Origin of the sequence: Halopseudomonas sp., assembly GCF_038130085.1 — a bacterium.
Taxonomy (GTDB): domain Bacteria; phylum Pseudomonadota; class Gammaproteobacteria; order Pseudomonadales; family Pseudomonadaceae; genus Halopseudomonas.
This window is the reverse complement of the sequence record NZ_JAYPMU010000034.1, coordinates 1-23,023: the sequence shown is the minus strand read 5'-3', so window position 1 is coordinate 23,023 and position 23,023 is coordinate 1. Positions and strand designations below refer to the sequence as shown.

The window sequence follows — 23,023 nt, the reverse complement described above, 5'->3', positions numbered from 1 at the left end:
GGAGCAGGAGCAGGAGCAGGAGCAGGAGCAGGAGCAGGAGCAGGAGCAGGAGCAGGAGCAGCCGAAGTATGGGCCAGAGTATGGGCCAGCAGACTCTGAAAACAACAAAGCCCCGTAAAACGGGGCTCTGAAGCACAACAATGGCGGAGAGTCAGGGATTCGAACCCTGGGTACGGTTGCCCGTACAACGGATTTCGAATCCGTCCCATTCGACCACTCTGGCAACTCTCCAAGTCGGCGCGCATCTTACCAGCATTCGCTGGCGCGACGAAAGCCGAAGTTACGGCAGCGGCACACCCAGGCGGTGAGCCACTTCTTCGTACGCTTCGATCACGCCGCCAAGGCCCTGACGGAAGCGATCCTTGTCCATCTTCTTGCGGGTTTCCTTGTCCCACAGGCGGCAACCGTCCGGGCTGAACTCGTCACCCAGGACAATCTCGCCCTTGAACAGACCGAACTCCAGCTTGAAGTCGACCAGCAGCAGGCCGGCAGCGTCGAACAGTTCCTTGAGGATGCCGTTAATCTGCAGCGTCAATTCCTGCATGCGTGCCAGCTGCTCAGCGGTAGCCCAGCCGAAGGTGACAACATGCGACTGGTTGATGAAGGGGTCGCCCTTGGCGTCGTCCTTGAGGAACAGCTCGAAGGTCGGCGGCGTCAACTCCATACCCTCTTCTACGCCCAGGCGCTTGACCAGGCTACCAGCGGCAAAATTGCGCACTACGCACTCGACCGGAATCATGTCGAGCTTCTTAACCAGACATTCGTTATCCGACAGCAGCGCATCGAACTGGGTCGGAATACCGGCTTCTTCAAGCTTCTGCATGATGAAGGCGTTGAAGCGGTTGTTGACCATGCCCTTGCGATCGAGCTGCTCGATCTTCTTCCCATCAAAGGCGGAGGTGTCGTTGCGGAACAGCAGGACCAGACGGTCCGGATCGTCAGTGGTGTACACCGACTTGGCTTTACCGCGATAGAGTTCGTTACGTTTTTCCATTATCGGCTCCCGCTGTCCGCAAAATGGTGATGGGTATTACTCGATGGCCTGCCAGGGCAGGCCTTGATTCTGATGCGCCATAAGCAGGTTGCCGGACCAGCCGGTCAGCGCATCCTGCATGGCAGCCAGAGCCAGCTCTGGCCGATTGTTCTTTTCACTGATATGCGCAACGGCAATGTGCTGCAGCCGCTCCCGACCGCCAGCAACCCGCAAAAAACCTGCCGCCTGCTGATTACTCAAATGACCAAGATCGCCACCGACACGCGCCTTGAGAAAGGCCGGATACGGGCCGATCGACAGCATGTGCGGATCATAGTTGGCTTCGAGGAAAAGTGCATCCAGATCGGCGTAGTGCTCAACGATCCAGGGGGTAATTGTGCCGGTATCGGTCAGCACACCAAACCGCCGCTGACCATTGTCAAAAATGTACTGACAGGGTTCACGGGCATCGTGAGGTACCGCTACCGGAGTAATTTCCAGGTCGCCCACCTCGAAGCGTCCGTGCAAGTCAATCCAGCGCAGATCCAGGCCTTCCTCGCGCAGCTCGAACCCAGTACCCGGGGTCAGATAAACCGGCAGGCCATAGCGCCGAGCCAGTTTGCCAACACCCTGAATGTGATCACTGTGCTCATGGGTAACCAGGATGGCACTCAACTGATCGCCGCGCAGTCCGGCCTCAGCCAGGCGCTGCTCGGTGGAGCGCAGACTGAAGCCGCAATCCACCAAAACTCGCGTGGCACCCTGCTCAATCAGGGTGCCGTTACCACGACTGCCACTACCGAGGGAGCAATACCGCACCGCCGTTAGACCCCTCGTTCAAGCCGCGCTGAATACGCTCAAGCAATTCACGTGCGCGTGCCGGATCTGCTGCTTTCTCGAAGCCGGCGTCGACACTGACTTCTACCCGGTTCGTACCGGACGTCATGCGCACCTGCAACTGGTTTTCGTCAGGCGACTTGATCTCTTCTTCGTCATCACCGCCAAACCAGCGGGTGAAGAAGCCCGGCTCTTCCTGCTCAGATCGCGTCTGATCCAGATCGACGTAGTAAACGCCAGAACTGCGATTGTAGTCGGTTACCAGCACATCAGCACGCGCCAGCGCATCACCCACGTCAGCCCAGGCGCGATTGAAGTCGGCATTCATGTACAGCACGCTGTTACCCGCACCATCCTGCTCGAGGCTGGTTTCGACCGGACCGCTGTTGATGATGCTCGAGACCAGTGCACTACCGCCGGCGCTGACACTCTGGTTCAGATAGGTTTCCAACTCGGCCAGCAAACCGCGTTCAAAGCTGGCGTTGTCGGAGCGTGAGGGCCAGTCATTGTCGCTATCGCCAAGATCACGATTTTGGTGGATAACCTTGATTTCGCTGGTACCGGCATTAACACCCGGCTCCAGGCGCAAGCGGAAGCGCTGCTCCTCGCCGTCAACCCGGCGTCCCTGCTCCAGCAACGGCATCATGCGACGCACCAGAGGGTTACCGGCCGCCTCACTGAAATCAACCCAGTCGGTGGCAAACTCACTCAGGGCTTTATCCTGCCGGGCCATCGGCACACGGTAGTCGGACCAGAAGCGCTGCAGCAACGGCCAAACCTCGTTGGCCGGCAATTGCGCCAGCAGCCAGCGCGAACTGCCCTGTTGCTGCAGGGAGAATACCGAACTGTCGGCACTCGCCAGCATCGGGCGCGGGCGTGGCGTTTCAAAGCCGTCTTCGCCTGCTGGTGCGGCGACAACCTGACCCGGCACCGGCAGCAGATCGCCGATCGAGCGGGTTTGCAGATCGGCCGGGACAGTCATCCGCGGCGCTACCTCGGCCTGCTGATAGTCACTGCCACGATCACGGAAATACCCGTTATCGCCCATCAGATACCCACAGCCACTCAGGCTGGCCAATACCCCCAGAGTCAGTGCACTCAGCACAGGCTTCATAAACGTTTCCTTGGTCAACAGGTCTTCCCGGTTCGATTACAACATCCCACATTGGCGCAGCGCGCCGTGTACAGCGTCATGGCAACGGGGACTGAGCGGCGTCAGCGGCAAGCGAATGCCATCAGCGATCAGCCCCATTTCCATCAACGCCCATTTGACCGGAATCGGATTGGACTCGATAAACAGCGCCTTGTGCAGCGGCATCAAGGCTTCATTGAGACGACGAGCGGTCTGCTCGTCGCCGCGCAGCGCGGCAGCACACATTTCGTGCATTTGTTGCGGTGCGACGTTGGCGGTGACAGAGATGTTGCCTTTGCCACCAAGCAGAATCAGTTCCACAGCTGTCGCGTCGTCGCCGGAGTAGACCGCCATCCGGCCGTCAACACGCTCGATCACCTCACGCGCGCGCTGCAGGTCACCGGTGGCTTCCTTGATACCGACAATGTTGCTGATCGCAGCAAGGCGCTCAACCGTTTCCGGCAACATGTCGCAAGCGGTGCGGCCCGGTACGTTGTAGAGAATTTGCGGAATAGCAACCGTTTCAGCGATGTGCTTGTGGTGCAGATACAAGCCTTCCTGGGTCGGCTTGTTGTAATACGGGGTCACCAGCAGGGCAGCATCGGCGCCGACGCTGCGTGCGGCTTCGGTCAGTTCGACCGCTTCGCGAGTGGAGTTGGCGCCGGTACCAGCGATCACCGGAATGCGGCCAGCAACCTGCTGAACAACCCGACGGATGGCTTCCTTGTGTTCAGCCATGTCGAGGGTCGCAGACTCACCCGAGGTACCGACCGCCACGATGCCGTCGGTGCCTTTTTCCAAATGGAAGTCGATGAGACGCTCCAGTGCCTGCCAATCCAGGCCCCCGCTAGAATCCATGGGTGTTACCAGCGCCACCAGACTACCCGAGATCATGCAACTCTCCACTTGGAACAATAAACGGCAATGGTACTTTCGCGCTGCGGCCAGTACAAGGGAAGCGCAGATTAATTCCGCAGCCTGGCACGGTTCGGCAGCCCCCTGCAGACAAGGCATAGACGCATGCCCTCTGCGACAGTTGAACCGCTTCCAACAGGCTGTGACAATAGCCGCTTGCATCCCGTCCGCCAGGCGGACGATCCCGCTTCAATTTGAGGAACCCAATGTCCAGCACCCCGAGTCACCGCGAGCAATATCTGGTCGTTCATGTCATGGGCCAGGAGACCACATCGCTTGCCAGTCTGCTGACTCGCCTGTGCACCGAACACCGCTGCCAGATCGTAACCAGCCGCATGAGCCGTCACGGATCCTGCGCAGTGCTGTTGCTTCAAGTCAGCGGCAACTGGGACGCCCTTGCACGCCTGGAGGCGCTGCTGCCAGCACTGGCCAAGCGCGAGCACTTCCAGCTGTCGATGAGCCGCAGCCACAGTATTGACGAGCGGCCACAAGCCCTGCCCTACAACGTATTCGTGACGGCAGCCCAGCGCCCAGAACTGGTCGGCGAGTTGTGCAACTTCTTCCAACACCTGACTATCGACATCGAAGAGCTGCACAGCTTCACCTACTTGGCGCAGCACACCGGCACGCCGATGCTCAATCTGACGCTGACCATCGCCATTCCGGTGCAGACGCAGCTAAGCTGGCTGCGTGAACAGTTCCTCGATTTTTGTGACGAACTCAACCTGGATGCCGTGATCGAGCCCTGGCGTCCCCTTCACTGACCATCTGACGAGGTATCCATGCAAGTCGAACTGAACAAGCCTGTACCCGATTTCAGCGCTCAGGCAACCGGCGATCAGACCGTCACCCCTGCTAGCCTGGCTGGCAAAAATGTCGTGATCTACTTCTACCCCAAGGACAACACGCCCGGGTGCACAACCGAGGGCCAGGATTTCCGTGACGCACACGCCGACTTTGCCGCGGCAAACACCGTGATCCTCGGCGTTTCCAAAGACAGTCTGCGCACCCACGCCAACTTTAAGGCCAAGCACGAGTTTCCGTTCGAACTGATCAGCGACCCGGACGAGACGTTCTGCCGCCTGTTCGACGTGATCAAGCTGAAAAAGCTGTACGGCAAGGAATACGAGGGCATCGAGCGCAGCACCTTCCTGATCGACGCCAAGGGCGTACTGCGTCAGGAATGGCGCAAGGTGAAAGTACCCGGGCATGTCGCCGAGGTGCTGGCTGCCACCCGCAACCTCGACTGACCGCCCAGCTCAGATGCCTCAGGCTTGCTCGGTCTGAGGCTCTGCTGACTGGCTATCGTGCGCAGCCTCAATGCCGCGAGGCCAAGCGTAGAGCACGGCCTTGAACAAGGTCGCCAGCGGAATGGCAAAGAACACACCCCAGAATCCCCAGAGCCCCCCGAAGATCAGCACCGCAGCAATAATCGCCACCGGATGCAAATTGACCGCCTCGGAAAACAGGATGGGAACCAGTACGTTGCCGTCCAGCGCTTGAATCACGCCGTAGACGATCATCAGCATCATGAACTCGTTACCAAGCCCCCACTGGAACATGCCGATAATCGCCACCGGAATGGTGACAACCGTTGCACCGATGTACGGCACCAGTACTGACAGGCCAACCAGCACGGCCAGCAGCGCCGCGTAGTTGACCCCGAGTATGGCGAAGGAAACATAGGTGACCGCACCAACGATCAGGATCTCCACCGCCTTGCCACGAATGTAGTTGGCTATCTGCTGATTCATCTCGGTCCAGACGACCCGCATCAGACGGCGCTCACGCGGCAGGTGGCTGACTGCCCAATTGGTAATGGTCTGGCTGTCCTTGAGGAAGAAGAACACCAGAATCGGCACCAGTACCAGGTAAACCAACACTGTCACCACCACGGGCAGGCTGGCCAGCGACTGCGACAACGCCCACTGACCGAACGAGCCAACCTCGCCGTTGATCGACGCCATCAAGCGCTCAATCTGCGCAGCGGAAACGAACGAAGGATACTCATCGGGCAGATGCAGTAACTGCGCGCGCCAGGACGCGATCATCCCCGGCAGCTCATTGAACAGGTTGAGCATCTGCTTCCAGACCAGCGGCACCAGCACACCAAACAGCGCCGCCAGAGCCCCGAGAAACAGCAGAAAGACAATCCACACAGCCAGACCGTGGGGCAGCCAGCGCTGCAGGCGCGACACCAGGCCCTGCAACAAATACGCGAGTACCACCCCGGTCAGTAACGGCGCCAGCTTGTCACCGAAGCTGATAACGATCGCAAACCCCAGCGCCAGCACAACCGCCAGCACGACCGCCTCTTCATCGGAAAAGTAGCGCTGAACCCAGCCTCGAAAAACTTTTAGCATCGGAACCTAATCTGCTTTACGCAACCAATAGTGAAAATCGCCGTCCAATTCCCGGGAATCGAGCAAGGCATGTCCGGACAGCTCCGCGAAGCGTTGAAAATCCCGCTGAGACCCCGCATCAGTGGCAACCACATGCAACGTCTGGCCTGCTACCATGCCGTTCAACGATTGCTTTGCCTTGAGTAACGGCAGCGGACAGGACAGCCCTCGCGCATCCAGTTCGACGTCAATGGGTAGATGGGTGTTTTCAACAGACATGCAGGGACTCCACAGCGAGTGGGCCACAGTATAGCCTTGACGGCTCTCACTCCGACAACTGCTAGACACGGGTGCGCAACAAAAATGATGCAAAAAAGGATGTCCGCCAGACCGCTAGCCCGGGCGCTGATGCTCGCGACGGCAATGACGTTGCCAAGAGCGGCGCTACCGGCCGGCGATGAGTTCAACCTGCCTTCACTCGGCGACACCAGCTCATCGATCATGTCCCGCGAGCAGGAATACCAGCTCGGCCGCACGTGGCTGAACATGCTGCGCGGTGCAGTTGCCACCCTTGAAGACCCGCAACTCAAAAGCTTTGTCGAAGACCTGACCCGCGGTCTGGCAGAAACCAGCCAGTTGACCGACCGCCGCCTTGCCTTTGTCCTGATCGACAGCCCACAACTGAATGCCTTTGCCGCACCCGGTGGCGTGGTAGGCGTCAACGGCGGCCTGTTCCTGCACGCCCGCAGCGAAGCCGAGTTTGCCTCGGTACTGGCCCACGAACTGGCGCACCTGTCCCAGCGCCACTTTGCCCGCGGCCTTGAGCAGCAGCAGCGCATGCAGATCCCGTTCATGACCGCCATGCTTGCCAGTATCGTGCTCGCCGCGGCCGGCGGTGGTGATGCCGGCTTCGCAGCCCTGGCAACCACCCAAGCGGCGGCGGTTCAGGAGCAGCGCCGCTTCTCGCGCCAGAACGAACAGGAAGCCGACCGGATCGGCATCCTCAATTTGGAAAAGGCGGGTTATGACCCTAAGGCCATGCCAGACATGTTCGAGCGCCTTGCCCAGCTCAGTCGCTACGACACGACCCCACCCGAGTTTCTGCTCACCCACCCGGTTAGCCAGTCGCGCATGGCCGACACCCGCAACCGTGCAGAGCAGATGAGCGGCGGACGCAAAGACTCCCTGAACTTCCAGATGATGCGCGCCCGGGTCCAGCTCAAGTACGAGCAAAGTCCGGGCTTGTCAGCAAAGCGTTTCCGCGCCCTGCTGGACGACAATGGCGGCGAACACCCCGCCGCTCGCTATGGTCTCGCGCTAGCATTGAGCCGAGGCGGCGAGCACGCCGAAGCGCGCACCACTCTCGCCCGGCTGCTGGAGGAAGCGCCGAACGACCTGACGGTCAACCTCGCCCAGATTGAGCTGGATACCAACGCAGGCCATCTTGAACAGGCTCTGGAACGCAATCGGCGCTTGCAACAGCGTTACCCGGGTAACTTCCCGCTGGAGTTTTCCGAAGCCGATCTGCTGATGAAACAGCAGCAGTACGCCGAGGCGGAAAAGGCCATCAATCGACTTGCCAACCAGCGCAAGAACGACCCGGATGTGTGGTATCTGGCAGCAGAGATTCGCGGCCTGGCCGGCAACATCTTGGGGGTACACCTGGCCCGAGCCGAGTACTTCGAGCAGACCGGCGACATGCAGCAGGCTGGCCAGCAGCTTGATCTGGCACTGCAACGGGCTGGCGGGAATTTCGTCATCAGCTCACGTATCAAGGAGCAGCAGAACGAACTGCAACGCCAACGGGAGTTGATCGAATCACTGTAAGAGAAGAATAAACCCGCCGCAGAACGCGGCGGGTATTGCTGCCTCAGGCATTACCCTTGGCGGCCAGGCTGGCCTGACGGGTAAAGTCCAGCATGCGATCCAGCGGGCGCACTGCCTTTGGAATCAACTCCGGATCAACCAGAATCTCGTCAGTGCCCTGCTCAAGACTCGCGAGCACACGCGGCAGCGTGTTCATCGCCATCCACGGACAGTGGGCGCAACTACGGCAGGTTGCCCCATTACCCGCGGTTGGTGCTTCGACCAACAGCCGATCCGGCGCAGCCTGCTGCATCTTGTAGAAGATGCCCCGATCAGTAGCAACAATGAAGGTCGGGTTGGGCAGATCGCGGGTCGCTTGAATCAGCTGACTGGTCGAGCCAACCACATCAGCCATCTCGACCACCGACTGCGGCGACTCCGGGTGCACCAGCACGGCAGCGTCAGGATAGACCTTGCGCAGGTCCTCCAGCGCCTTGGCCTTGAACTCCTCGTGAACGATGCAGGAGCCCTGCCACAGCAGCATGTCAGCGCCAGTCTCACGCTGAATGTAGTTCCCCAAGTGTTGATCAGGAGCCCATAGGATCTTTTCGCCCTTGTCCATCAGGTGCTCGACGATCGGCAGCGCACAACTGGAGGTTACCACCCAGTCAGCTCGCGCCTTCACCGCAGCAGAGGTATTGGCATAGACCACCACAGTGCGATCCGGGTGTTGATCACAAAAAGCGGAAAACTCATCAATCTGACAGCCCAGATCCAGCGAGCAGGTCGCTTCCAGCGTCGGCATAAGCACACGCTTTTCCGGACTGAGGATCTTGGCGGTTTCACCCATAAAGCGCACGCCAGCAACGATCAGCGTGGTCGCCGGGTGATCGCGACCGAAGCGCGCCATTTCCAGCGAGTCAGAAACACAGCCACCCGTTTCTTCGGCGAGTTCCTGCAGCAGCGGGTCGGTGTAATAGTGCGCAACCAGAACAGCATTCTGGGCTTTCAGCGCGGCAGCGATGCGGGCCTTGTAGTCAGCCTTCTCAGCATCACTGAGCGGAGCAGGCGCCTTGGCATCCAGGTGCGCCTGAACGAGCAGACGCTCGGGAATCTGGGACATGTTTGCATCCATCAGGAGAACAACGGAGGCCGGCATTGTAGCACGCTTGCTCAAGCTGCCCAGCGCAGCCAAATCGCGGACACAACAATGACTCGGACTATGCCAAGGTTGAAAACATCAAAAGAGGATCACTGCCAAGGAGGGATCCAGAGTGGTGGGTCGTGTAGGATTCGAACCTACGACCAATTGGTTAAAAGCCAACTGCTCTACCAACTGAGCTAACGACCCCCTGCTGGACGCGCGCTATATTACTGATTTATCAGAGGAACTCAAGCCTTTTTTCAAAATCGGCAAAAATTAATTACTGATACCGCGTCGGGTCCGTCACGCCGGCAGCCTTGAATCCTTCGGCTCGCAGCCGGCAACTGTCGCAACGGCCACACGCCCTGCCGTCCTCATCAGACTGATAGCAAGACACGGTCTGACTATAATCCACGCCAAGGGTAATACCAGCCTGCACAATCTCGGCCTTGCTCATGTGCTGCAACGGCGCACGAATACGAAAACCGTCACCTTCTACCCCCGCGCGGGTCGCGAGATTGGCAAGCCGCTCGAACGCCTCGACGAACTCCGGCCGGCAATCCGGGTAACCGGAGTAATCCACGGCGTTAACCCCGATAAAGATCTCACAAGCGCCGAGTACTTCCGCCCACCCCAACGCCAGCGAGAGAAACAGCGTATTACGCGCCGGCACATAGGTCACCGGGATGCCCTCCTGCGCCGCCTCGGGAACGGCAATACTCTCGTCGGTCAGGGCCGACCCGCCGATGCCATTGAGATTCATGCCAATCACCTTGTGCGCCACCACACCAGCGGCACGTGCAATACGTTCGGCAGCCTGCAATTCGGCACGGTGGCGCTGACCGTAGTCGAAACTCATGGTGTAACACCGCAACCCCTGCGCCTGAGCCATCGCCAACACTGTCGCCGAGTCCAGCCCTCCGGACAGCAGAACAACAGCTGCAGGTGAGTCCGACACAACGTTAGCACTGCTCATAAAACCTCCGGGGCATAAACACGAAAGCGCCCGGTGGGCGCTTTGCACAAAAGTCGAGGGCAGGCCCGGCGGGCCGCACCGTCAGTTCAGCGTATTGAGTTCGCGACTGGCCAGCTGAGCGGCCGATGAGTCTGGATACTTACTGATAACCTGCTGAAACAGGTCACGAGCCTTGTCGTTGTGACCCAGACGACGCTCTACATCACCCAACTTGTAAATCGCATCCGACTCCTTGCGGTGATTCGGGTAGCGACTGATGACCTGAGCAAACGCCTTTCCGGCGGACTCCAGATCAGATTGAACCAGATAAACCTCACCCAGCCAGTACTGCGCATTACCTGCATATTGACTGTCTGGATAACGTCTGAGGAAAGCATTGAAGGCCAGGGCAGCCTTTTCAAAATCTCGCGCCTTGACCAAATCAAAGGACGCATCGTAAAGCAACTTTTCCTGCTCGGGATCGGCTGGTGCGGCGCTGGCCGCAGGCGCCTGAACAGGCGCTGTCGCAGCATCACTGTCAGCAGATGCACTACCGCCGGCGGCGGGAGCCGGAGCGGAGGTCAAGCCGGACAGTCGACGATCAAGATCCTGATAACGATCAAGCTGGTCCTGCTCCATCTGCTTGATCTTGTAACTCTGCTCTTCGAGCATACCCCGCAGCATGGTGACTTCCTGCTGCAGTTGGTACATCTGTTGAAACAGCTGGCCTTCACTTGAAAGGCCAGCCGGGGCCTGCTGGGCCACAGAGGAACCCCCGTAACTGGCAGACGACGCATTGTTCGAACTGCCTTCCATTACCGGAACCTGAGCGACTGCCGCCAGCGGCGCCAGTGCCAAGGCCATTGCGATGCCTCTGTAACCCTTCATAAGACCTCTTTTATTACTTGCGCAGCTCTACGCGACGGTTCTGAGCCATGGCTTCTTCAGTAGAGCCCATCGCTGCCGGCTTCTCTTCGCCGTAGGATACCAGTTCCAGCTGAGCCGGAGACACGCCCTGCAGAACCAGGTAACGCTGTACGGAAGCAGCACGACGCTCGCCCAGAGCCATGTTGTACTCGCGGGTACCGCGCTCGTCAGTGTGGCCTTCCAGAACAACGCGGTTGCCAGCGGACTTCAGGTCTTTGGCGTGAACGTCCAGAGCGCGCATGGCTTCCGGCTTCAGCTCAGAGCTGTCGTACTCGAAGTAGAAAGTGGTGATGGCACGCAGAGCAGCTTCTTCGCTGTTCATGCCGTTGTCCATACCAGCACCGTTGCTGCCTGCACCGTAGCCAGCGTTCGGATCTACTGCACCAGAGGTGTCACCACCCTTGGAGGAACAGCCAACAACAACGCCAAAAGCAACGACCAGAGCAGCGGCTTTGCCAAACTTGATAACTTGCATCATGAACTCCTATTAACCCCATATGGTTTAGTGTTGGTGCGCCCTATGGCAGGTATGGGGACCATGATGGTACGCGCAGGTCGTTGAACTGAGTCGGTATCACCGACCGTGCACGCCCGTTTGTTGATACCAGCATGAGTACACCCCGCCCCTGTTGACGGGTAGCATAAATTAACATAACGCCGTTGGGTGAGACCGTTGGGGACTCATCCAGTGACGTTTCTGTTAAAACTCTCAGGTTGCCGCGCTGGAGATCCTGCGTGGCAATCTGAAAATTACGGTAGCCCTCCTGACGATGCACCATCACCATGGTGCGCCCATCAACGGACAGCTTGGCGTTGGCGTTGTAGTTGCCAACGAAGGTCAGACGCTCGGTATTGCCCGAACTCAAATTCTGCTTATAGATCTGCGGACGGCCGCCACGATCCGACGTAAACACCAGCGTATCGTTACCCATCCAGGTTGGCTCGGTATCGATTGCAAAATGATTGGTCACCCGACGCAGCTGCTTGCTGGCCAGATCCATCACATAAATTTCGGGGTTACCGTCACGCGACAGCACAAAGGCCAGTCGCGACCCATCCGGTGACCAGGCAGGCGCGCCATTCAGCCCTTCAAAGCTGCTGATACGCTCACGGCGGCCGGTGCGGATGTAGTGAATATAGATTTCCGGACGACGCGATTCGAACGACACATAGGCGATACGCTCACCATCGGGTGAGTAACTCGGACTCAAAATCGGCTCACGGGACTGCAGCAGCGTCACCGCACGGGCACCATCGTAGTCACTGCGCTGCAGGGTATAACGGGTGTTGTCGACCGAGAATCGCTCGGCCGCCACGTACAGCAACTTGGTGCTAAAGGCGCCCTGGATACCCGTCAGCTCCTTGAATACCTCATCACTCAGATGATGTGCGATATCACGCAGCTGCGTGCGGGTACCACTGATGCTACGCGACAACAGCACCTGCTCACGCACAACGCTGTAGAGGCTGTACGTCAGCGAAAACGCATCTGCACCAGTCGCCGAGACCTGCCCGACAAGAACGTAATCGGCTCCAATCATGCGCCAGTCGCGCGCATTGATCTCTGCGTCGCGAGTGGGATAGCTCAGCATATTGCCGCGCGGAATCGGCGCGAACATGCCGGAGTTGCGCAGATCGTTAGCGGTAATCTCCGCCATGTCTTCTGGCAAAGGTGTAGCGCCTTGCCAGCCAAACGGCACAACAGCAATCGGGGTAGCCTTGTCGGTACCACGGGTGATTTCGATGGCATCCTGCGCCAGCAGCATCTGGGCAAAGCACAGCGCAGCCAAGCCCGCCAAAATGTGTGTCAGTCTCTTCATCAAAACGCCAGATCCTCTGGTTTGAAGCGCAGCGTACGTTGACGATACATACGATCAAACGCTGCGGGATTTTCACGCGACAGTGTCTGCATTTCCGGGATGCGTCCCACATTTCTGACCGCCTGCACGGCGGACTGATCAAAACCGGCGTCCCCACTGGAACGCGTGACCACCACATCAGTGATCTGCCCTGTGGGCAACATGCTCAGCCGCACCTCGACTGTCATACCGTTACGCGCAGTCGGCGGGCGGCGCCATTGCTGGCTCACATAACGACGAATCACGTCGTCATAGCTGGCTGCAACCTGATCACCGCTGCGATCAGCCTGCGCCTGCTGGTACTGGGTCTCCGATGCCAGCAACTCACTCAACGCACGCGCTTTGGCCTCTTCCTGCGCCTTGCGTTCGTTCGCCAACCGCTCCTGCTCACGACGGCGCTGCTCGGCGGCCTCCGCAGCACGACGTTCAGCTTCAGCCTTGCGACGAGCTTCCTCTTGCGCCTTACGCCGGGCCTCTTCCTCGGCGCGCTTGCGCTCTGCCTCGGCACGCCGTGCCGCTTCTGCTTCAGCCGCCTTCTTGGCTTCTTCAACCTTACGTCGCTCGGCGGCAGCTGCTGCCTCGGCAGCCTTACGATCCGCCTCGGCTTGCGCCTGGCGTGCAGAAGCGGCGGCAGCCGCCTCAGCGTCCTGCCTGGCCTTCTCTGCTGCAGCAGCGCGGGCCGCTTCAGCAGCTTGCTGCTGTTGGCGCTGGGCCTCCATCGCCTCTTCTTCGTGACGCGGAGCAGCCGTTTTCTGCGCCTCGCCGGCAATTTTCTGGTCTGTCTGCGTCACCGCCGGACTCATCGAGTCCAACTGCACTAACGTCGCCTGTACGATCGGCTTGGCCGGCTCAAACTCGGGCGCACTGCTGAAAGAAGCGAACAACAGGATCGCCACTGCCAAGTGCAGACCTGCGGCCTTCAACAGCGGCGTCGAGTATCGCTCCGACGCCGTAGGCCGATATTGATATCGCGTGCTCACGGCGCCTCGGTAATCAGACCCACATTGGGCACGCCAGCCTGCTGCAGCGCCCCCATTGCCGTAACAACCACGCCATAGTTGGCTTGCTTGTCACCACGAATGTAGACCAGCGTGTCCGGCTTGGCGGCCATGATCTTGCTGACACCTTCGGTCATCTCAGCCAGCGATACAACGCTGTCGGTATGATTTTCGGTATCGACCCCATCGCCCAGGTTCCAGTAGTAGGTACCGTCAGCCAAAACAGACAGGGTCAGCACCTGCTGCGTGCTATCCGACGGCAAAACCTCGCTGGATACCTGCGGCAGGTCCACCTTGACGCCCTGGTTCAGCATCGGCGCGGTGACCATAAAAATGACCAGCAGTACCAGCATCACGTCGATGTATGGCACCACGTTCATTTCTGCGACTGGCTTGCGCTTCTGTCGCCGCCCTTGCATATGCATGCCCATAACGACTCCGCTTACTCCTCGCGAGCGTGAACGCGGCGGTGCAGAATGCTGGAGAACTCTTCTGCAAAGGTGTAGTAGCGGCCGATCAGCATTTCCGAACGGGCGGAGAAACGGTTATAAGCAACAACGGCCGGAATCGCCGCGAACAAGCCGATGGCGGTTGCCACCAGCGCTTCGGCAATACCCGGAGCAACAGTCGCCAGCGTCGCTTGCTGAACGGTTGCCAGACCACGGAACGAATTCATGATCCCCCAGACGGTACCGAACAGACCGATGTAGGGACTGGTCGAGCCGACGGTCGCCAGAAACGGCAGATGCAGCTCCAACTTTTCCTCTTCACGTGAAATCGCGACCCGCATCGAGCGCTGCACGGCATCCATCACCGCATCCGGATCAACGCCAGGCTGCTGACGCATGCGCGAGAACTCTTTGAAGCCCGCGCGGAAAATCTGCTCAAGGCCTGAGTTTTCATCCGGCGAGCCGGTTACCTGGCGATACAACTGAGACAGGTCGACGCCCGACCAGAAGCGATCCTCAAAATCATCCAGAGCGTTCTTGGCGGAGCGCATGACGCTGCCACGCTGAAAAATCATTACCCACGACGTCACCGACGCCGCCAGCAGGGTCAGCATTACCAGTTGCACCAGCACACTGGCGCCGGACACCAGGTGCCATATCGACATTTGGTCAGCCTGCACGCTCAGCTACTCCTCGCTTGTCCATCGAATTCTTGACTCATTACCCGTTAATCTCAGCCCATTTGCTGCTCTCGAACGCGGCACGCATGCCTTCGGGAATAGCTCTCGGGCGATAGCGGTCGGCGCTGACACAGGCGACCAATACCTCACCTTCACACAACAGCTCTCCCGCCCGAGTAACACTCTGGCGGAAGCGAATACTTGCTCGCTTGGTTTCCAAGACAGTCGCAGTTACGACAAGTTCATCATCCAATCGTGCAGGCGCGTGATAACGTGCCGTGACAGAGTGCACAACAAAAATGACGTTTTCTCTCTGCAGAGCGCTTTGATCAAAGCCGAGAGTACGGACTAGCTCCGTCCGCGCACGCTCCATAAACTTCAGGTAATTGACGTAGTAGACGATGCCGCCGGCATCGGTATCTTCAAAGTAGACGCGGGCTTTCAGCTCGAACGGCGGCCCAGAACGTTCAACGCGCATAATGTAGATCCAAGCAATGATTTTGCATAGTGGGTGTCCTCGCTAAATGCAAAATATTTTTTCAGGGTGAGTCCGGCGCAGCCGGGTCGTCGAATAGATCAGCTGACGGCGAGGCCATTCGGGCCGGCAATCTAAGCCCGAAATGCTGATACGCGTGGCGGGTAACCACCCGGCCGCGGGGCGTACGCATGATGAAGCCCTGCTGAATCAGGTAAGGCTCAAGCACGTCTTCAATGGTATGCCGCTCTTCTCCGATGGACGCTGACAGATTGTCCAGACCTACAGGGCCGCCATCGAACTTGTCGATCATGGTCAGCAACAACCGACGGTCCATGTGATCAAAACCCTGCTCGTCCACATCCAGCAGGTTCAGGGCTTTATCGGCCACTTCGGTGCTGATAACGCCCGCACCACGCACCTCTGCGAAATCCCTTACCCGACGCAGAAGCCGATTGGCGATACGCGGCGTACCTCGCGAGCGACGAGCAATTTCACGCGCACCGCCATCATCCATCTGCAGACCGAGAATCGCGGCAGAGCGCGCGACAATGGTTGCCAGGTCGGCAACCGAATAGAACTCCAGCCGCTGCACAATGCCGAAACGGTCTCGCAGCGGATTGGTCAACATCCCGGCGCGCGTCGTTGCACCCACAAGGGTAAAAGGCGGCAGATCCAGTTTGATCGAGCGGGCAGCGGGCCCCTCCCCGATCATGATGTCGAGTTGGTAATCCTCCATCGCCGGATACAGAATCTCCTCGACTACCGGCGAGAGGCGATGAATTTCATCAACAAACAGCACATCGCCAGCTTCAAGATTGGTCAGCAGCGCAGCAAGATCGCCGGCGCGTTCAAGCACCGGGCCGGAGGTGCTCTTGATCTTGGCCCCCATTTCCTGGGCAATAATGTTGGCGAGCGTGGTCTTGCCGAGACCGGGCGGCCCAAAGATAAGCACGTGATCCAGCGCCTCACCTCGGCCTTTCGCAGCCTTGATGAACAGCTCCATCTGCTCGCGTACCGTAGGCTGGCCGATATACTCCGCCAGCTTCAATGGGCGAATGGCCCGATCAATAACTTCTTCCTGCTGCCTGGGCGTTGCCGCGATCAGGCGATCTTCTTCCAGCATGTTTTATCCATCAAAAAGGGAGCAAGACTTGCGGGCAGCGATACGCTCTACACCATGCCCTTGAGTGCACGGCGAATCAACTCTTCACTGCTGAGCCCATCCTCATCGACCGCCGCGACCGCTTTGCTGGCCTCTTGCGGCTTGTAACCGAGGGCGATCAACGCGCTTACCGCATCCGCGCTCGGCTTGATCGGCGCACTGTTGATGCCTGACGGGACTGCCAGGGAAACCGCACCCGGCAACGCATCCCACGCCTTGAAGCGGTCGCGCAGCTCAATCAATAGCCGCTCCGCCGTCTTCTTGCCGACGCCCGGAATCTTCACCAGCGCACTGACATCCTGATGCTGTACGGCCATGACCAACTCATCGACTTCCATACCGGACATCAACGCCAGCGCCAACTTGGGGCCTACACCGTTGAGTCGAATCAACTCGCGAAACAGCTCACGACCGCGCTTATCAGCAAAGGCATAGAGTAGCTGCGCGTCTTCACGCACCACCATATGGGTATGCAGGGTCACTTTTTCGCCCAGCGAGGGCAGTTGATAAAAGGTACTCATGGGAGCATCCAGCTCGTACCCCACCCCCTGCACGTCCAGCAAAATATGTGGCGGCTGTTTTTCCAGCAAGATACCGCTCAAACGCCCTATCACCTGTGCTACTCCCTGAAATTCAGATCAACGGCGGCGGACCCGGCCGGCCCGCATCGCCAACGCTGCATTGCCAAGCTGCTGCTGCACGCCACTCATGTGCGCATGACATAGAGCGATCGCCAGTGCATCCGCGGCATCCGCCTGCGGCGTACCCCCCAGGCCCAGCAGCTGCGTTACCATATGCTGAACCTGCTTCTTGTCGGCCGCGCCAGTCCCGACCACCGCCTGCTTGACCTGACGCGCGCTGTATTCATGCACAGACAACCCCGCATTCACCGCCGCAACGATAGCCGCGCCGCGGGCCTGCCCCAGTTTAAGTGCCGAATCCGGATTTCGAGCCATAAACACCTGCTCGATACTGACCACATCCGGGCGATACTGTCCGATCAGCTCGGACAGGTAGTGGAAGATCTTTTGCAGTCGCTCGGGGAACGCGCCGTCGCCCACCCGAATACAACCCGAGGTGACATACTCTTGGCGGCCGGCCTCGTGGCGAACGATGCCGAACCCGGTAATTCTGGAGCCTGGGTCGATTCCCAGTATCAGCGCCATATCATCCCTATCAACACCCAGGTTATAGAAAAAAGGGAGGCCCGCGCCTCCCTTGTCTGCATTATCTACGGAAGATCAGCCAAGCTGCTCCATGATGTCATCGGAGATCGATGCATTGGAATAAACGTTTTGCACGTCATCCAGATCTTCCAGCATATCGATCAACCTGATGACCTTCTGCGCCGTATCCAGATCCAGCTCGGCCTGCGTCGACGGAACCATGGTGACCTCGGCAGACTCCGGCGTAAAACCCGCTGATTCCAGCGCGTCACGCACAGCACCAAACTCTTCGAAGCTGGTGAAGACGTCGAAAGACCCGTCGTCGTTGCCAACCACATCTTCAGCACCGGACTCCAACGCGGCTTCCATCAGGGCGTCTTCGTCAACGCCTGCTGCGAACGCGAGCTGCCCACGGCGGGTAAACAGATAAGCTACAGAGCCATCGGTTCCCAGATTACCGCCGCATTTGCCGAAAGCATGACGCACTTCACTGACCGTACGATTTCGGTTATCCGTCATCGCCTCGACCAATACCGCCACGCCACCGGCACCGTAACCTTCATAGGTCAGCTCTTCCATGTTGTCGGCATCATTACTGCCGGCACCACGAGCGATAGCGCGATCGATAGTGTCACGGGTCATGTTGGCGCCAAGCGCCTTGTCGACAGCCGCTCGCAGGCGCGGATTGTCAGCCGGGTTGCCGCCGCCCACCTTAGCAGAGACGGTCAACTCACGAATCAGCTTGGTAAAGATCTTGCCCCGCTTGGCATCCTGAGCCGCCTTGCGGTGCTTGATATTGGCCCATTTGGAATGACCGGCCATAAAACCAACTCCAGATAGCAAAATCCCCGCTGTGCCAGCAGCACCGCGGGGACGAATTACTTACTCAGCCTTGGGCTGTTCCCGCAGACGGATATGCAGCTCGCGCAACGACTTGTTATCCACCTCACCCGGCGCCTGAGTCATAACACAGGCCGCGCTCTGGGTTTTCGGGAAGGCAATCACTTCGCGAATCGACTGCGCGCCGGTCATCAGCATCACCAGACGATCCAGGCCAAAGGCCAGACCACCGTGCGGCGGCGCACCGTACTTCAGCGCATCCAGCAGGAAGCCGAACTTCTCCTGCTGCTCGTCTTCGCTGATACCCAGCACGCGGAAGACCGTCTGCTGCATGGTCTTGTCGTGAATACGAATTGAACCGCCGCCCAGCTCGGTACCGTTGAGCACCATGTCGTACGCACGGGACAGCGCACCCGCAGGGTTGGCTTCCAGTTCGGCCGGGGTGCACTTGGGCGCAGTGAACGGGTGGTGCATCGCGGTCAGGCTGCCGTCGTCGTTCTCTTCAAACATCGGGAAGTCGACGACCCACAAAGGCGCCCATTCACAGGTGAACAGGTTCAGGTCGTGACCGAGCTTGATACGCAGAGCGCCCAGCGCTTCGGATACGATGCGCGCCTTGTCTGCGCCGAAGAACACGATGTCACCATCTACCGCACCAACGCGGTCCAGAATGACATTGATATTGTCCAGCGGGATGTTCTTGACGATCGGCGACTGCAGACCTTCAACGCCCGCGGCGCGCTCGTTGACCTTGATGTACGCCAGACCCTTGGCACCATAGATGCCGACAAACTTGGTGTAGTCGTCGATCTGCTTGCGCGGCATGCTCGCACCACCCGGGACGCGCAGCGCAGTCACGCGGCACTTCGGATCATTCGCCGGACCGGCGAACACCTTGAAGTCGACTTCTTTCAGCTGATCTTCAACGTCAACCAGTTCCAGCGGAATACGCAGATCGGGCTTGTCGGAGCCGAAGCGGCGCATGGCTTCCGCCAGCGACATGTGCGGCAGTTCGCCGAACTCGACATCCAGCACTTCCTTGAACAGATTGCGCACCATGGTCTCGGTAATGTCCATGATGTCTTTTTCATCGAGGAAGCTGGTCTCGATGTCGATCTGGGTGAACTCCGGCTGACGGTCTGCACGCAGGTCTTCGTCACGGAAGCACTTGGCGATCTGGTAGTAACGGTCAAAACCGGCCACCATCAACAACTGCTTGAACAGCTGCGGTGACTGCGGCAAGGCAAAGAAGCTGCCTGCGTGGGTGCGGCTCGGCACCAGATAGTCACGTGCACCTTCCGGTGTGGCCCGGGTCAGGATCGGGGTTTCCACGTCGAGGAAGCCATTATCATCCAGGTAACGGCGAATGCTGGAGGTGATGCGCGAGCGCAGCTTCAGCTTCTCAGCCATTTCCGGACGACGCAGATCGATAAAGCGATACCGCAGGCGGGTTTCCTCGCCAACATCAGTGTATTCATTCAGCGGGAACGGCGGGGTGTCCGCTTCGTTCAGCACTTCCAGTTCGTAGCCCAGCACCTCAATAGCGCCGGATGCCATATTGGCGTTGCGCGCACCCTCAGGACGCAGACGGACCTTGCCGGTCACCTTTACTACGTATTCGCTGCGCACGCGGTCGGCCTTGGCAAAGGTTTCCGCACGATCAGGGTCAAACACGACCTGCGCCAGACCTTCACGATCACGAATATCAAGGAAGATGACCCCGCCATGGTCACGGCGGCGGTGAACCCAGCCGCAAAGAGTTACTTCCTGATCCGCCAGCGTTTCGTTCAGCTGGCCGCAATAGTGGCTACGCATCATGGTGTGGTGATTCCTGTAGTCGGCAAAGTCGGTGCGATGGGACGCGATGCGTTTGGTACACGCGGATGACGCCCAGATAAAACCCGACACTATACCGGAAACTTGATGCACAAGGGAGCCTGCCGCGGCCACCTTTAGCGACTGGGGAACCTAATGCAGCGAAAGTGCATCGGAGTAGAAGACAAGCCATGACGGCTGCAAATAAATCGCGGCCCAGCTGCCGCAAAAAGCCTCGAAACAAGCAAGGAGCTCTGATGAAAATCGATATCGGCATTACCGAAACGGATCGCGCTCAAATTGCGGAAGGCCTGTCTCGCCTGTTGGCCGACACCTACACGTTGTACCTCAAAACCCACAACTTTCACTGGAACGTGAAAGGCCCGATGTTTCAGACACTCCACCTCATGTTTGAAACCCACTACAACGAACTGGCGCTGGCCGTTGACGAGATTGCCGAGCGCATCCGCACCCTCGGCTTTCCTGCCCCCGGCACGTACCGCCAATTCGTTGAACTGAGCAGTATCAAGGAAGAAAGTGGCGTCCCGGAGGCTAAAGAGATGATCCGCCTGCTGGTTGAGGGCCATGAAGCCTGTGCGCGCACCGCTCGGAGCATATTCCCGACCTGCGATTCAGCGCACGACGAGCCGTCAGCCGACCTGCTGACCCAGCGCATGCAGACTCACGAAAAGACCGCCTGGATGCTGCGCAGCCTGCTGGAAAGCTGATCCGCATCCAGCCCCGGTTCACAGCACGCCCGCACTCCGTTTGGAGGGCGGGCGATTTCGGGTTAGAGTGCCCCGGCAGCTCACGACGTGAGCTGCACAATTTAGTACGACTACAACTCCAACACAGCACTCTATTTACGGTGAGCCTCTTGAAGACCCTTCGTTATCTGCACCTTTTCATAGGTGCTGCCGCCCTGCTGGTCGGCTTGTTCTCCAGCATGCCATTCCTTACCCAAGCCGCACCTATCAGCTATCCGGGCCTGCTCGCGATCCTGACCGGCCTGATCAATCTGCAGCAGTTCACTGCCCAGCGTACTGCTGAAAGTGGCATCGCTGGCGGCGCTGCTCTGCTGGGCTCAGCCCTGCTGGTCATCGCAGCCTGCATCCCGTTCAGCGCACTGCTGATCAACCCACTGTTCGCCGACTGGAACATCTGGGCTCTCAGCGCCGCAATCACAGGCACCTGCCTGCACACCCTGACCGCGCTTTGTCAGGAGCTGAAAACAATCCAGCGTGCCCCGCGCCCGGCCAAACCGGCAAAAGCCACCAAGAAAGCCGCAGCGTCTGCCAATGATTCGCGCGAAACCGGCACAGTGAAGTGGTTCAACACCAGCAAAGGGTTCGGCTTTATCACTCGGGACGACGGTGGTGACGTGTTCGTCCACTTCCGCTCAATCCAGGGCGAGGGGCATCGAGCCCTGCAGGAAGGCCAGCGCGTTTCCTATGTCGTGGCCAATCGCGACAAGGGCCTGCAGGCCGAGGATGTCGCGATCCTCAATAACCGCAAGCGCTAAAGCAATAGTCAGTAGTGGGGAGGAGGCGGCTCCTCCCCCGCCTCTCCCGGGACCTGTGCAGCCAAATCGGCCTGCCTTTTGGCAACCAGTTCAAGCGAGCGCCGCAGGCGATCCAGCTCAAACTGCTGAGCAGCCAGCACGTCGTTCAGCGCCTGAATAGTGTCGTCCTGAAAGGCAAGCCGCGACTCCAACTCATCTATCCGAGCAATCAACTGCTCCTGACTCATCTGTCGCCCTCCACAAAACCCTGCACGCCACTCAACAGACTACGCACCTTGGACAGCACTTGCGCTAGCGCATCTGCCTCATAGGGCACCGCCGGCATTTTGCCCCAGACGGGCGCCGGCCAGGCGGCATCCGTGCGATAGCGCACAATATGGTGGACGTGCAACTGCGGCACCATATTCCCCAATGCAGCCACATTCATCTTGTCGGCCGAAAACGCAGTGCACAGCAAGCTGGCCAAACAGTCCGACTCACGATGAAATTGCGCCCGATCCTCATCCGACAACTGAAAAACCTCGCGCATATCGGCACGACGCGGAACCAGCACAAACCACGGATACTGACAGTCGTTCAAAAGCAACACGCGACACAACTCAAAGTCACCGACAACGACGCAGTCTGCTTGCAGCTGCAAGTGCAGTTCAAACATTCAAATCAACCTCAGGCGTTATAAATCAAAAAATCGTCTCACCAGCCGCAAAATAAGATCTTATTTCCGGCATATCCGCACAATGCGTATAAAAAAATGCACAGCAGGTATCGCCATTTGCCGCGCAATATTCTATAAACATTCCCCGACAAAACGCTGTTTTTTAAGGCACTTGCTTTCGCCCCCAGCACATCAGTGCTTAAATATAGTGCGAAAACGAGAGACCAGGCCGCAGAGCCTACAGGTTTTCTTTATATCAAAGGAGCACACCAATGAAGAACGCAGTTAAATGGAGTTCGCTTGCACTGGCAGTTTGAATCGCACCGGGTTTCGTGGAGGCCTCAACTCTTGAGAGAATGAGGCATGAA

27 protein-coding genes and 2 tRNA genes are annotated in these 23,023 nt (G+C 58.7%); 5 read left to right on the top strand and 24 right to left on the bottom strand.

Annotated features, from left to right (window positions below):
* Positions 1-141: 141 nt before the first annotated feature.
* The 5 genes from AAFM31_RS16800 to dapA all read right to left on the bottom strand — a co-directional run bounded on the left by AAFM31_RS16800 (position 142) and on the right by dapA (position 3,836).
* Positions 142-231, bottom strand: a tRNA-Ser gene (locus AAFM31_RS16800).
* A 49-nt stretch (positions 232-280) separates the two neighbouring features.
* Positions 281-994 (bottom strand): phosphoribosylaminoimidazolesuccinocarboxamide synthase, encoded by a 714-nt coding sequence (purC, locus tag AAFM31_RS16795; protein ID WP_341709049.1) that lies wholly within the window; start codon positions 992-994, stop codon positions 281-283.
* A gap of 36 nt (positions 995-1,030) precedes the next feature.
* A complete protein-coding gene (locus tag AAFM31_RS16790; protein ID WP_341709048.1) occupies positions 1,031-1,792 on the bottom strand; it encodes an MBL fold metallo-hydrolase in 762 nt (253 codons plus the stop codon).
* Positions 1,770-2,924: an outer membrane protein assembly factor BamC gene (bamC, locus tag AAFM31_RS16785; protein WP_341709047.1), complete on the bottom strand. Its 1,155-nt coding sequence runs from the start codon at positions 2,922-2,924 to the stop codon at positions 1,770-1,772. The genes AAFM31_RS16790 and bamC overlap by 23 nt, the downstream gene beginning before the upstream one ends.
* 36 nt (positions 2,925-2,960) lie before the next feature.
* Complete coding sequence (dapA, locus tag AAFM31_RS16780; protein WP_341709046.1) at positions 2,961-3,836, bottom strand: 4-hydroxy-tetrahydrodipicolinate synthase; 876 nt, start codon at positions 3,834-3,836, stop codon at positions 2,961-2,963.
* A 227-nt stretch (positions 3,837-4,063) separates the two neighbouring features.
* Here dapA and AAFM31_RS16775 point away from each other — a divergent pair, with 227 nt between their 5' ends.
* Together AAFM31_RS16775 and AAFM31_RS16770 are read left to right on the top strand one after the other, a co-directional pair.
* Positions 4,064-4,621, top strand: coding sequence for an ACT domain-containing protein (locus AAFM31_RS16775; protein ID WP_341709045.1), 558 nt, complete (start codon positions 4,064-4,066; stop codon positions 4,619-4,621).
* A gap of 18 nt (positions 4,622-4,639) precedes the next feature.
* The gene (locus AAFM31_RS16770) at positions 4,640-5,107 is read left to right on the top strand and encodes a peroxiredoxin (protein WP_341709044.1); all 468 of its coding nucleotides are present in this window, start codon (positions 4,640-4,642) and stop codon (positions 5,105-5,107) included.
* Positions 5,108-5,125: 18 nt separating this feature from the next.
* Here AAFM31_RS16770 and AAFM31_RS16765 read toward each other — a convergent pair whose 3' ends face one another.
* Positions 5,126-6,220, bottom strand: coding sequence for an AI-2E family transporter (locus AAFM31_RS16765; protein WP_341709043.1), 1,095 nt, complete (start codon positions 6,218-6,220; stop codon positions 5,126-5,128).
* Between the two features lie 6 nt (positions 6,221-6,226).
* Positions 6,227-6,478 carry a sulfurtransferase TusA family protein gene (locus AAFM31_RS16760; protein WP_341709042.1) on the bottom strand — a complete coding sequence of 84 codons (252 nt, stop codon included), beginning with the start codon at positions 6,476-6,478 and terminating at the stop codon, positions 6,227-6,229.
* 129 nt (positions 6,479-6,607) lie between these two features.
* Between AAFM31_RS16760 and AAFM31_RS16755 the strand changes: the two genes are divergently transcribed.
* On the top strand, positions 6,608-8,026 hold the full coding sequence (locus AAFM31_RS16755) for a M48 family metalloprotease (protein WP_341709053.1): 1,419 nt from the start codon (positions 6,608-6,610) through the stop codon (positions 8,024-8,026).
* A 43-nt stretch (positions 8,027-8,069) separates the two neighbouring features.
* Here AAFM31_RS16755 and nadA read toward each other — a convergent pair whose 3' ends face one another.
* The 15 genes from nadA to aspS form a co-directional block, all read right to left on the bottom strand.
* Positions 8,070-9,128 carry a quinolinate synthase NadA gene (gene nadA / locus AAFM31_RS16750; RefSeq protein WP_341709041.1) on the bottom strand — a complete coding sequence of 353 codons (1,059 nt, stop codon included), beginning with the start codon at positions 9,126-9,128 and terminating at the stop codon, positions 8,070-8,072.
* Positions 9,129-9,280: 152 nt separating this feature from the next.
* Positions 9,281-9,356: transfer RNA gene (locus tag AAFM31_RS16745), tRNA-Lys, on the bottom strand.
* Between the two features lie 73 nt (positions 9,357-9,429).
* A complete protein-coding gene (queC, locus tag AAFM31_RS16740; protein ID WP_341709040.1) occupies positions 9,430-10,125 on the bottom strand; it encodes a 7-cyano-7-deazaguanine synthase QueC in 696 nt (231 codons plus the stop codon).
* 81 nt (positions 10,126-10,206) lie between these two features.
* Entirely contained in the window at positions 10,207-10,992 is a 786-nt protein-coding gene (ybgF, locus tag AAFM31_RS16735) for a tol-pal system protein YbgF (protein ID WP_341709039.1), read from the bottom strand.
* Positions 10,993-11,005: 13 nt separating this feature from the next.
* Entirely contained in the window at positions 11,006-11,506 is a 501-nt protein-coding gene (gene pal / locus AAFM31_RS16730; RefSeq protein WP_088275530.1) for a peptidoglycan-associated lipoprotein Pal, read from the bottom strand.
* 43 nt (positions 11,507-11,549) lie between these two features.
* Positions 11,550-12,842 carry a Tol-Pal system beta propeller repeat protein TolB gene (gene tolB / locus AAFM31_RS16725; RefSeq protein ID WP_371833051.1) on the bottom strand — a complete coding sequence of 431 codons (1,293 nt, stop codon included), beginning with the start codon at positions 12,840-12,842 and terminating at the stop codon, positions 11,550-11,552.
* Positions 12,843-12,850: 8 nt separating this feature from the next.
* Positions 12,851-13,870, bottom strand: a complete 1,020-nt coding sequence (gene tolA / locus AAFM31_RS16720; RefSeq protein WP_341709038.1) for a cell envelope integrity protein TolA — start codon at positions 13,868-13,870, stop codon at positions 12,851-12,853.
* Entirely contained in the window at positions 13,867-14,319 is a 453-nt protein-coding gene (gene tolR, locus AAFM31_RS16715) for a protein TolR (RefSeq protein WP_371833050.1), read from the bottom strand. The genes tolA and tolR overlap by 4 nt, the downstream gene beginning before the upstream one ends.
* An 11-nt stretch (positions 14,320-14,330) precedes the next feature.
* A complete protein-coding gene (gene tolQ / locus AAFM31_RS16710) occupies positions 14,331-15,002 on the bottom strand; it encodes a protein TolQ (protein ID WP_341709050.1) in 672 nt (223 codons plus the stop codon).
* Positions 15,003-15,057: 55 nt separating this feature from the next.
* Positions 15,058-15,495, bottom strand: coding sequence for a tol-pal system-associated acyl-CoA thioesterase (ybgC, locus tag AAFM31_RS16705; RefSeq protein WP_341709037.1), 438 nt, complete (start codon positions 15,493-15,495; stop codon positions 15,058-15,060).
* A 61-nt stretch (positions 15,496-15,556) separates the two neighbouring features.
* Positions 15,557-16,618: a Holliday junction branch migration DNA helicase RuvB gene (gene ruvB, locus AAFM31_RS16700; RefSeq protein WP_341709036.1), complete on the bottom strand. Its 1,062-nt coding sequence runs from the start codon at positions 16,616-16,618 to the stop codon at positions 15,557-15,559.
* Between the two features lie 47 nt (positions 16,619-16,665).
* Complete coding sequence (gene ruvA, locus AAFM31_RS16695) at positions 16,666-17,271, bottom strand: Holliday junction branch migration protein RuvA (RefSeq protein WP_341709035.1); 606 nt, start codon at positions 17,269-17,271, stop codon at positions 16,666-16,668.
* A gap of 24 nt (positions 17,272-17,295) precedes the next feature.
* Positions 17,296-17,823, bottom strand: coding sequence for a crossover junction endodeoxyribonuclease RuvC (ruvC, locus tag AAFM31_RS16690; RefSeq protein WP_341709034.1), 528 nt, complete (start codon positions 17,821-17,823; stop codon positions 17,296-17,298).
* 75 nt (positions 17,824-17,898) lie between these two features.
* On the bottom strand, positions 17,899-18,645 hold the full coding sequence (locus AAFM31_RS16685; RefSeq protein ID WP_341709033.1) for a YebC/PmpR family DNA-binding transcriptional regulator: 747 nt from the start codon (positions 18,643-18,645) through the stop codon (positions 17,899-17,901).
* 60 nt (positions 18,646-18,705) lie between these two features.
* Positions 18,706-20,481 carry an aspartate--tRNA ligase gene (aspS, locus tag AAFM31_RS16680; RefSeq protein ID WP_341709032.1) on the bottom strand — a complete coding sequence of 592 codons (1,776 nt, stop codon included), beginning with the start codon at positions 20,479-20,481 and terminating at the stop codon, positions 18,706-18,708.
* A 254-nt stretch (positions 20,482-20,735) separates the two neighbouring features.
* Here aspS and AAFM31_RS16675 point away from each other — a divergent pair, with 254 nt between their 5' ends.
* Both AAFM31_RS16675 and AAFM31_RS16670 read left to right on the top strand, forming a co-directional pair.
* Positions 20,736-21,206: a Dps family protein gene (locus tag AAFM31_RS16675; protein ID WP_341709031.1), complete on the top strand. Its 471-nt coding sequence runs from the start codon at positions 20,736-20,738 to the stop codon at positions 21,204-21,206.
* A 149-nt stretch (positions 21,207-21,355) separates the two neighbouring features.
* Positions 21,356-22,000, top strand: coding sequence for a cold-shock protein (locus AAFM31_RS16670; RefSeq protein WP_341709030.1), 645 nt, complete (start codon positions 21,356-21,358; stop codon positions 21,998-22,000).
* Between the two features lie 8 nt (positions 22,001-22,008).
* On the opposite strand, the gene AAFM31_RS16665 is transcribed toward AAFM31_RS16670, so the two are convergent.
* Together AAFM31_RS16665 and AAFM31_RS16660 are read right to left on the bottom strand one after the other, a co-directional pair.
* On the bottom strand, positions 22,009-22,227 hold the full coding sequence (locus AAFM31_RS16665) for a SlyX family protein (RefSeq protein ID WP_341709029.1): 219 nt from the start codon (positions 22,225-22,227) through the stop codon (positions 22,009-22,011).
* A complete protein-coding gene (locus AAFM31_RS16660) occupies positions 22,224-22,655 on the bottom strand; it encodes an HIT domain-containing protein (RefSeq protein ID WP_341709028.1) in 432 nt (143 codons plus the stop codon). Before AAFM31_RS16660 ends, AAFM31_RS16665 begins: the two co-directional genes overlap by 4 nt.
* Positions 22,656-23,023: the final 368 nt, after the last annotated feature.

Excerpts from the sequence above, each read along its gene's own strand:
- purC (WP_341709049.1), bottom strand. The coding sequence starts at position 994 with ATGGAAAAACGTAACGAACTCTATCGCGGTAAAGCCAAGTCGGTGTAC.
- bamC (WP_341709047.1), bottom strand. The coding sequence starts at position 2,924 with ATGAAGCCTGTGCTGAGTGCACTGACTCTGGGGGTATTGGCCAGCCTG.
- dapA (WP_341709046.1), bottom strand. The coding sequence starts at position 3,836 with ATGATCTCGGGTAGTCTGGTGGCGCTGGTAACACCCATGGATTCTAGC.
- AAFM31_RS16775 (WP_341709045.1), top strand. The coding sequence starts at position 4,064 with ATGTCCAGCACCCCGAGTCACCGCGAGCAATATCTGGTCGTTCATGTC.
- AAFM31_RS16770 (WP_341709044.1), top strand. The coding sequence starts at position 4,640 with ATGCAAGTCGAACTGAACAAGCCTGTACCCGATTTCAGCGCTCAGGCA.
- AAFM31_RS16765 (WP_341709043.1), bottom strand. The coding sequence starts at position 6,220 with ATGCTAAAAGTTTTTCGAGGCTGGGTTCAGCGCTACTTTTCCGATGAA.
- AAFM31_RS16760 (WP_341709042.1), bottom strand. The coding sequence starts at position 6,478 with ATGTCTGTTGAAAACACCCATCTACCCATTGACGTCGAACTGGATGCG.
- AAFM31_RS16755 (WP_341709053.1), top strand. The coding sequence starts at position 6,608 with ATGCTCGCGACGGCAATGACGTTGCCAAGAGCGGCGCTACCGGCCGGC.
- nadA (WP_341709041.1), bottom strand. The coding sequence starts at position 9,128 with ATGTCCCAGATTCCCGAGCGTCTGCTCGTTCAGGCGCACCTGGATGCC.
- queC (WP_341709040.1), bottom strand. The coding sequence starts at position 10,125 with ATGAGCAGTGCTAACGTTGTGTCGGACTCACCTGCAGCTGTTGTTCTG.
- ybgF (WP_341709039.1), bottom strand. The coding sequence starts at position 10,992 with ATGAAGGGTTACAGAGGCATCGCAATGGCCTTGGCACTGGCGCCGCTG.
- pal (WP_088275530.1), bottom strand. The coding sequence starts at position 11,506 with ATGCAAGTTATCAAGTTTGGCAAAGCCGCTGCTCTGGTCGTTGCTTTT.
- tolR (WP_371833050.1), bottom strand. The coding sequence starts at position 14,319 with ATGGGCATGCATATGCAAGGGCGGCGACAGAAGCGCAAGCCAGTCGCA.
- tolQ (WP_341709050.1), bottom strand. The coding sequence starts at position 15,002 with ATGTCGATATGGCACCTGGTGTCCGGCGCCAGTGTGCTGGTGCAACTG.
- ybgC (WP_341709037.1), bottom strand. The coding sequence starts at position 15,495 with ATGCGCGTTGAACGTTCTGGGCCGCCGTTCGAGCTGAAAGCCCGCGTC.
- ruvB (WP_341709036.1), bottom strand. The coding sequence starts at position 16,618 with ATGCTGGAAGAAGATCGCCTGATCGCGGCAACGCCCAGGCAGCAGGAA.
- ruvC (WP_341709034.1), bottom strand. The coding sequence starts at position 17,823 with ATGGCGCTGATACTGGGAATCGACCCAGGCTCCAGAATTACCGGGTTC.
- AAFM31_RS16685 (WP_341709033.1), bottom strand. The coding sequence starts at position 18,645 with ATGGCCGGTCATTCCAAATGGGCCAATATCAAGCACCGCAAGGCGGCT.
- aspS (WP_341709032.1), bottom strand. The coding sequence starts at position 20,481 with ATGATGCGTAGCCACTATTGCGGCCAGCTGAACGAAACGCTGGCGGAT.
- AAFM31_RS16675 (WP_341709031.1), top strand. The coding sequence starts at position 20,736 with ATGAAAATCGATATCGGCATTACCGAAACGGATCGCGCTCAAATTGCG.
- AAFM31_RS16665 (WP_341709029.1), bottom strand. The coding sequence starts at position 22,227 with ATGAGTCAGGAGCAGTTGATTGCTCGGATAGATGAGTTGGAGTCGCGG.
- AAFM31_RS16660 (WP_341709028.1), bottom strand. The coding sequence starts at position 22,655 with ATGTTTGAACTGCACTTGCAGCTGCAAGCAGACTGCGTCGTTGTCGGT.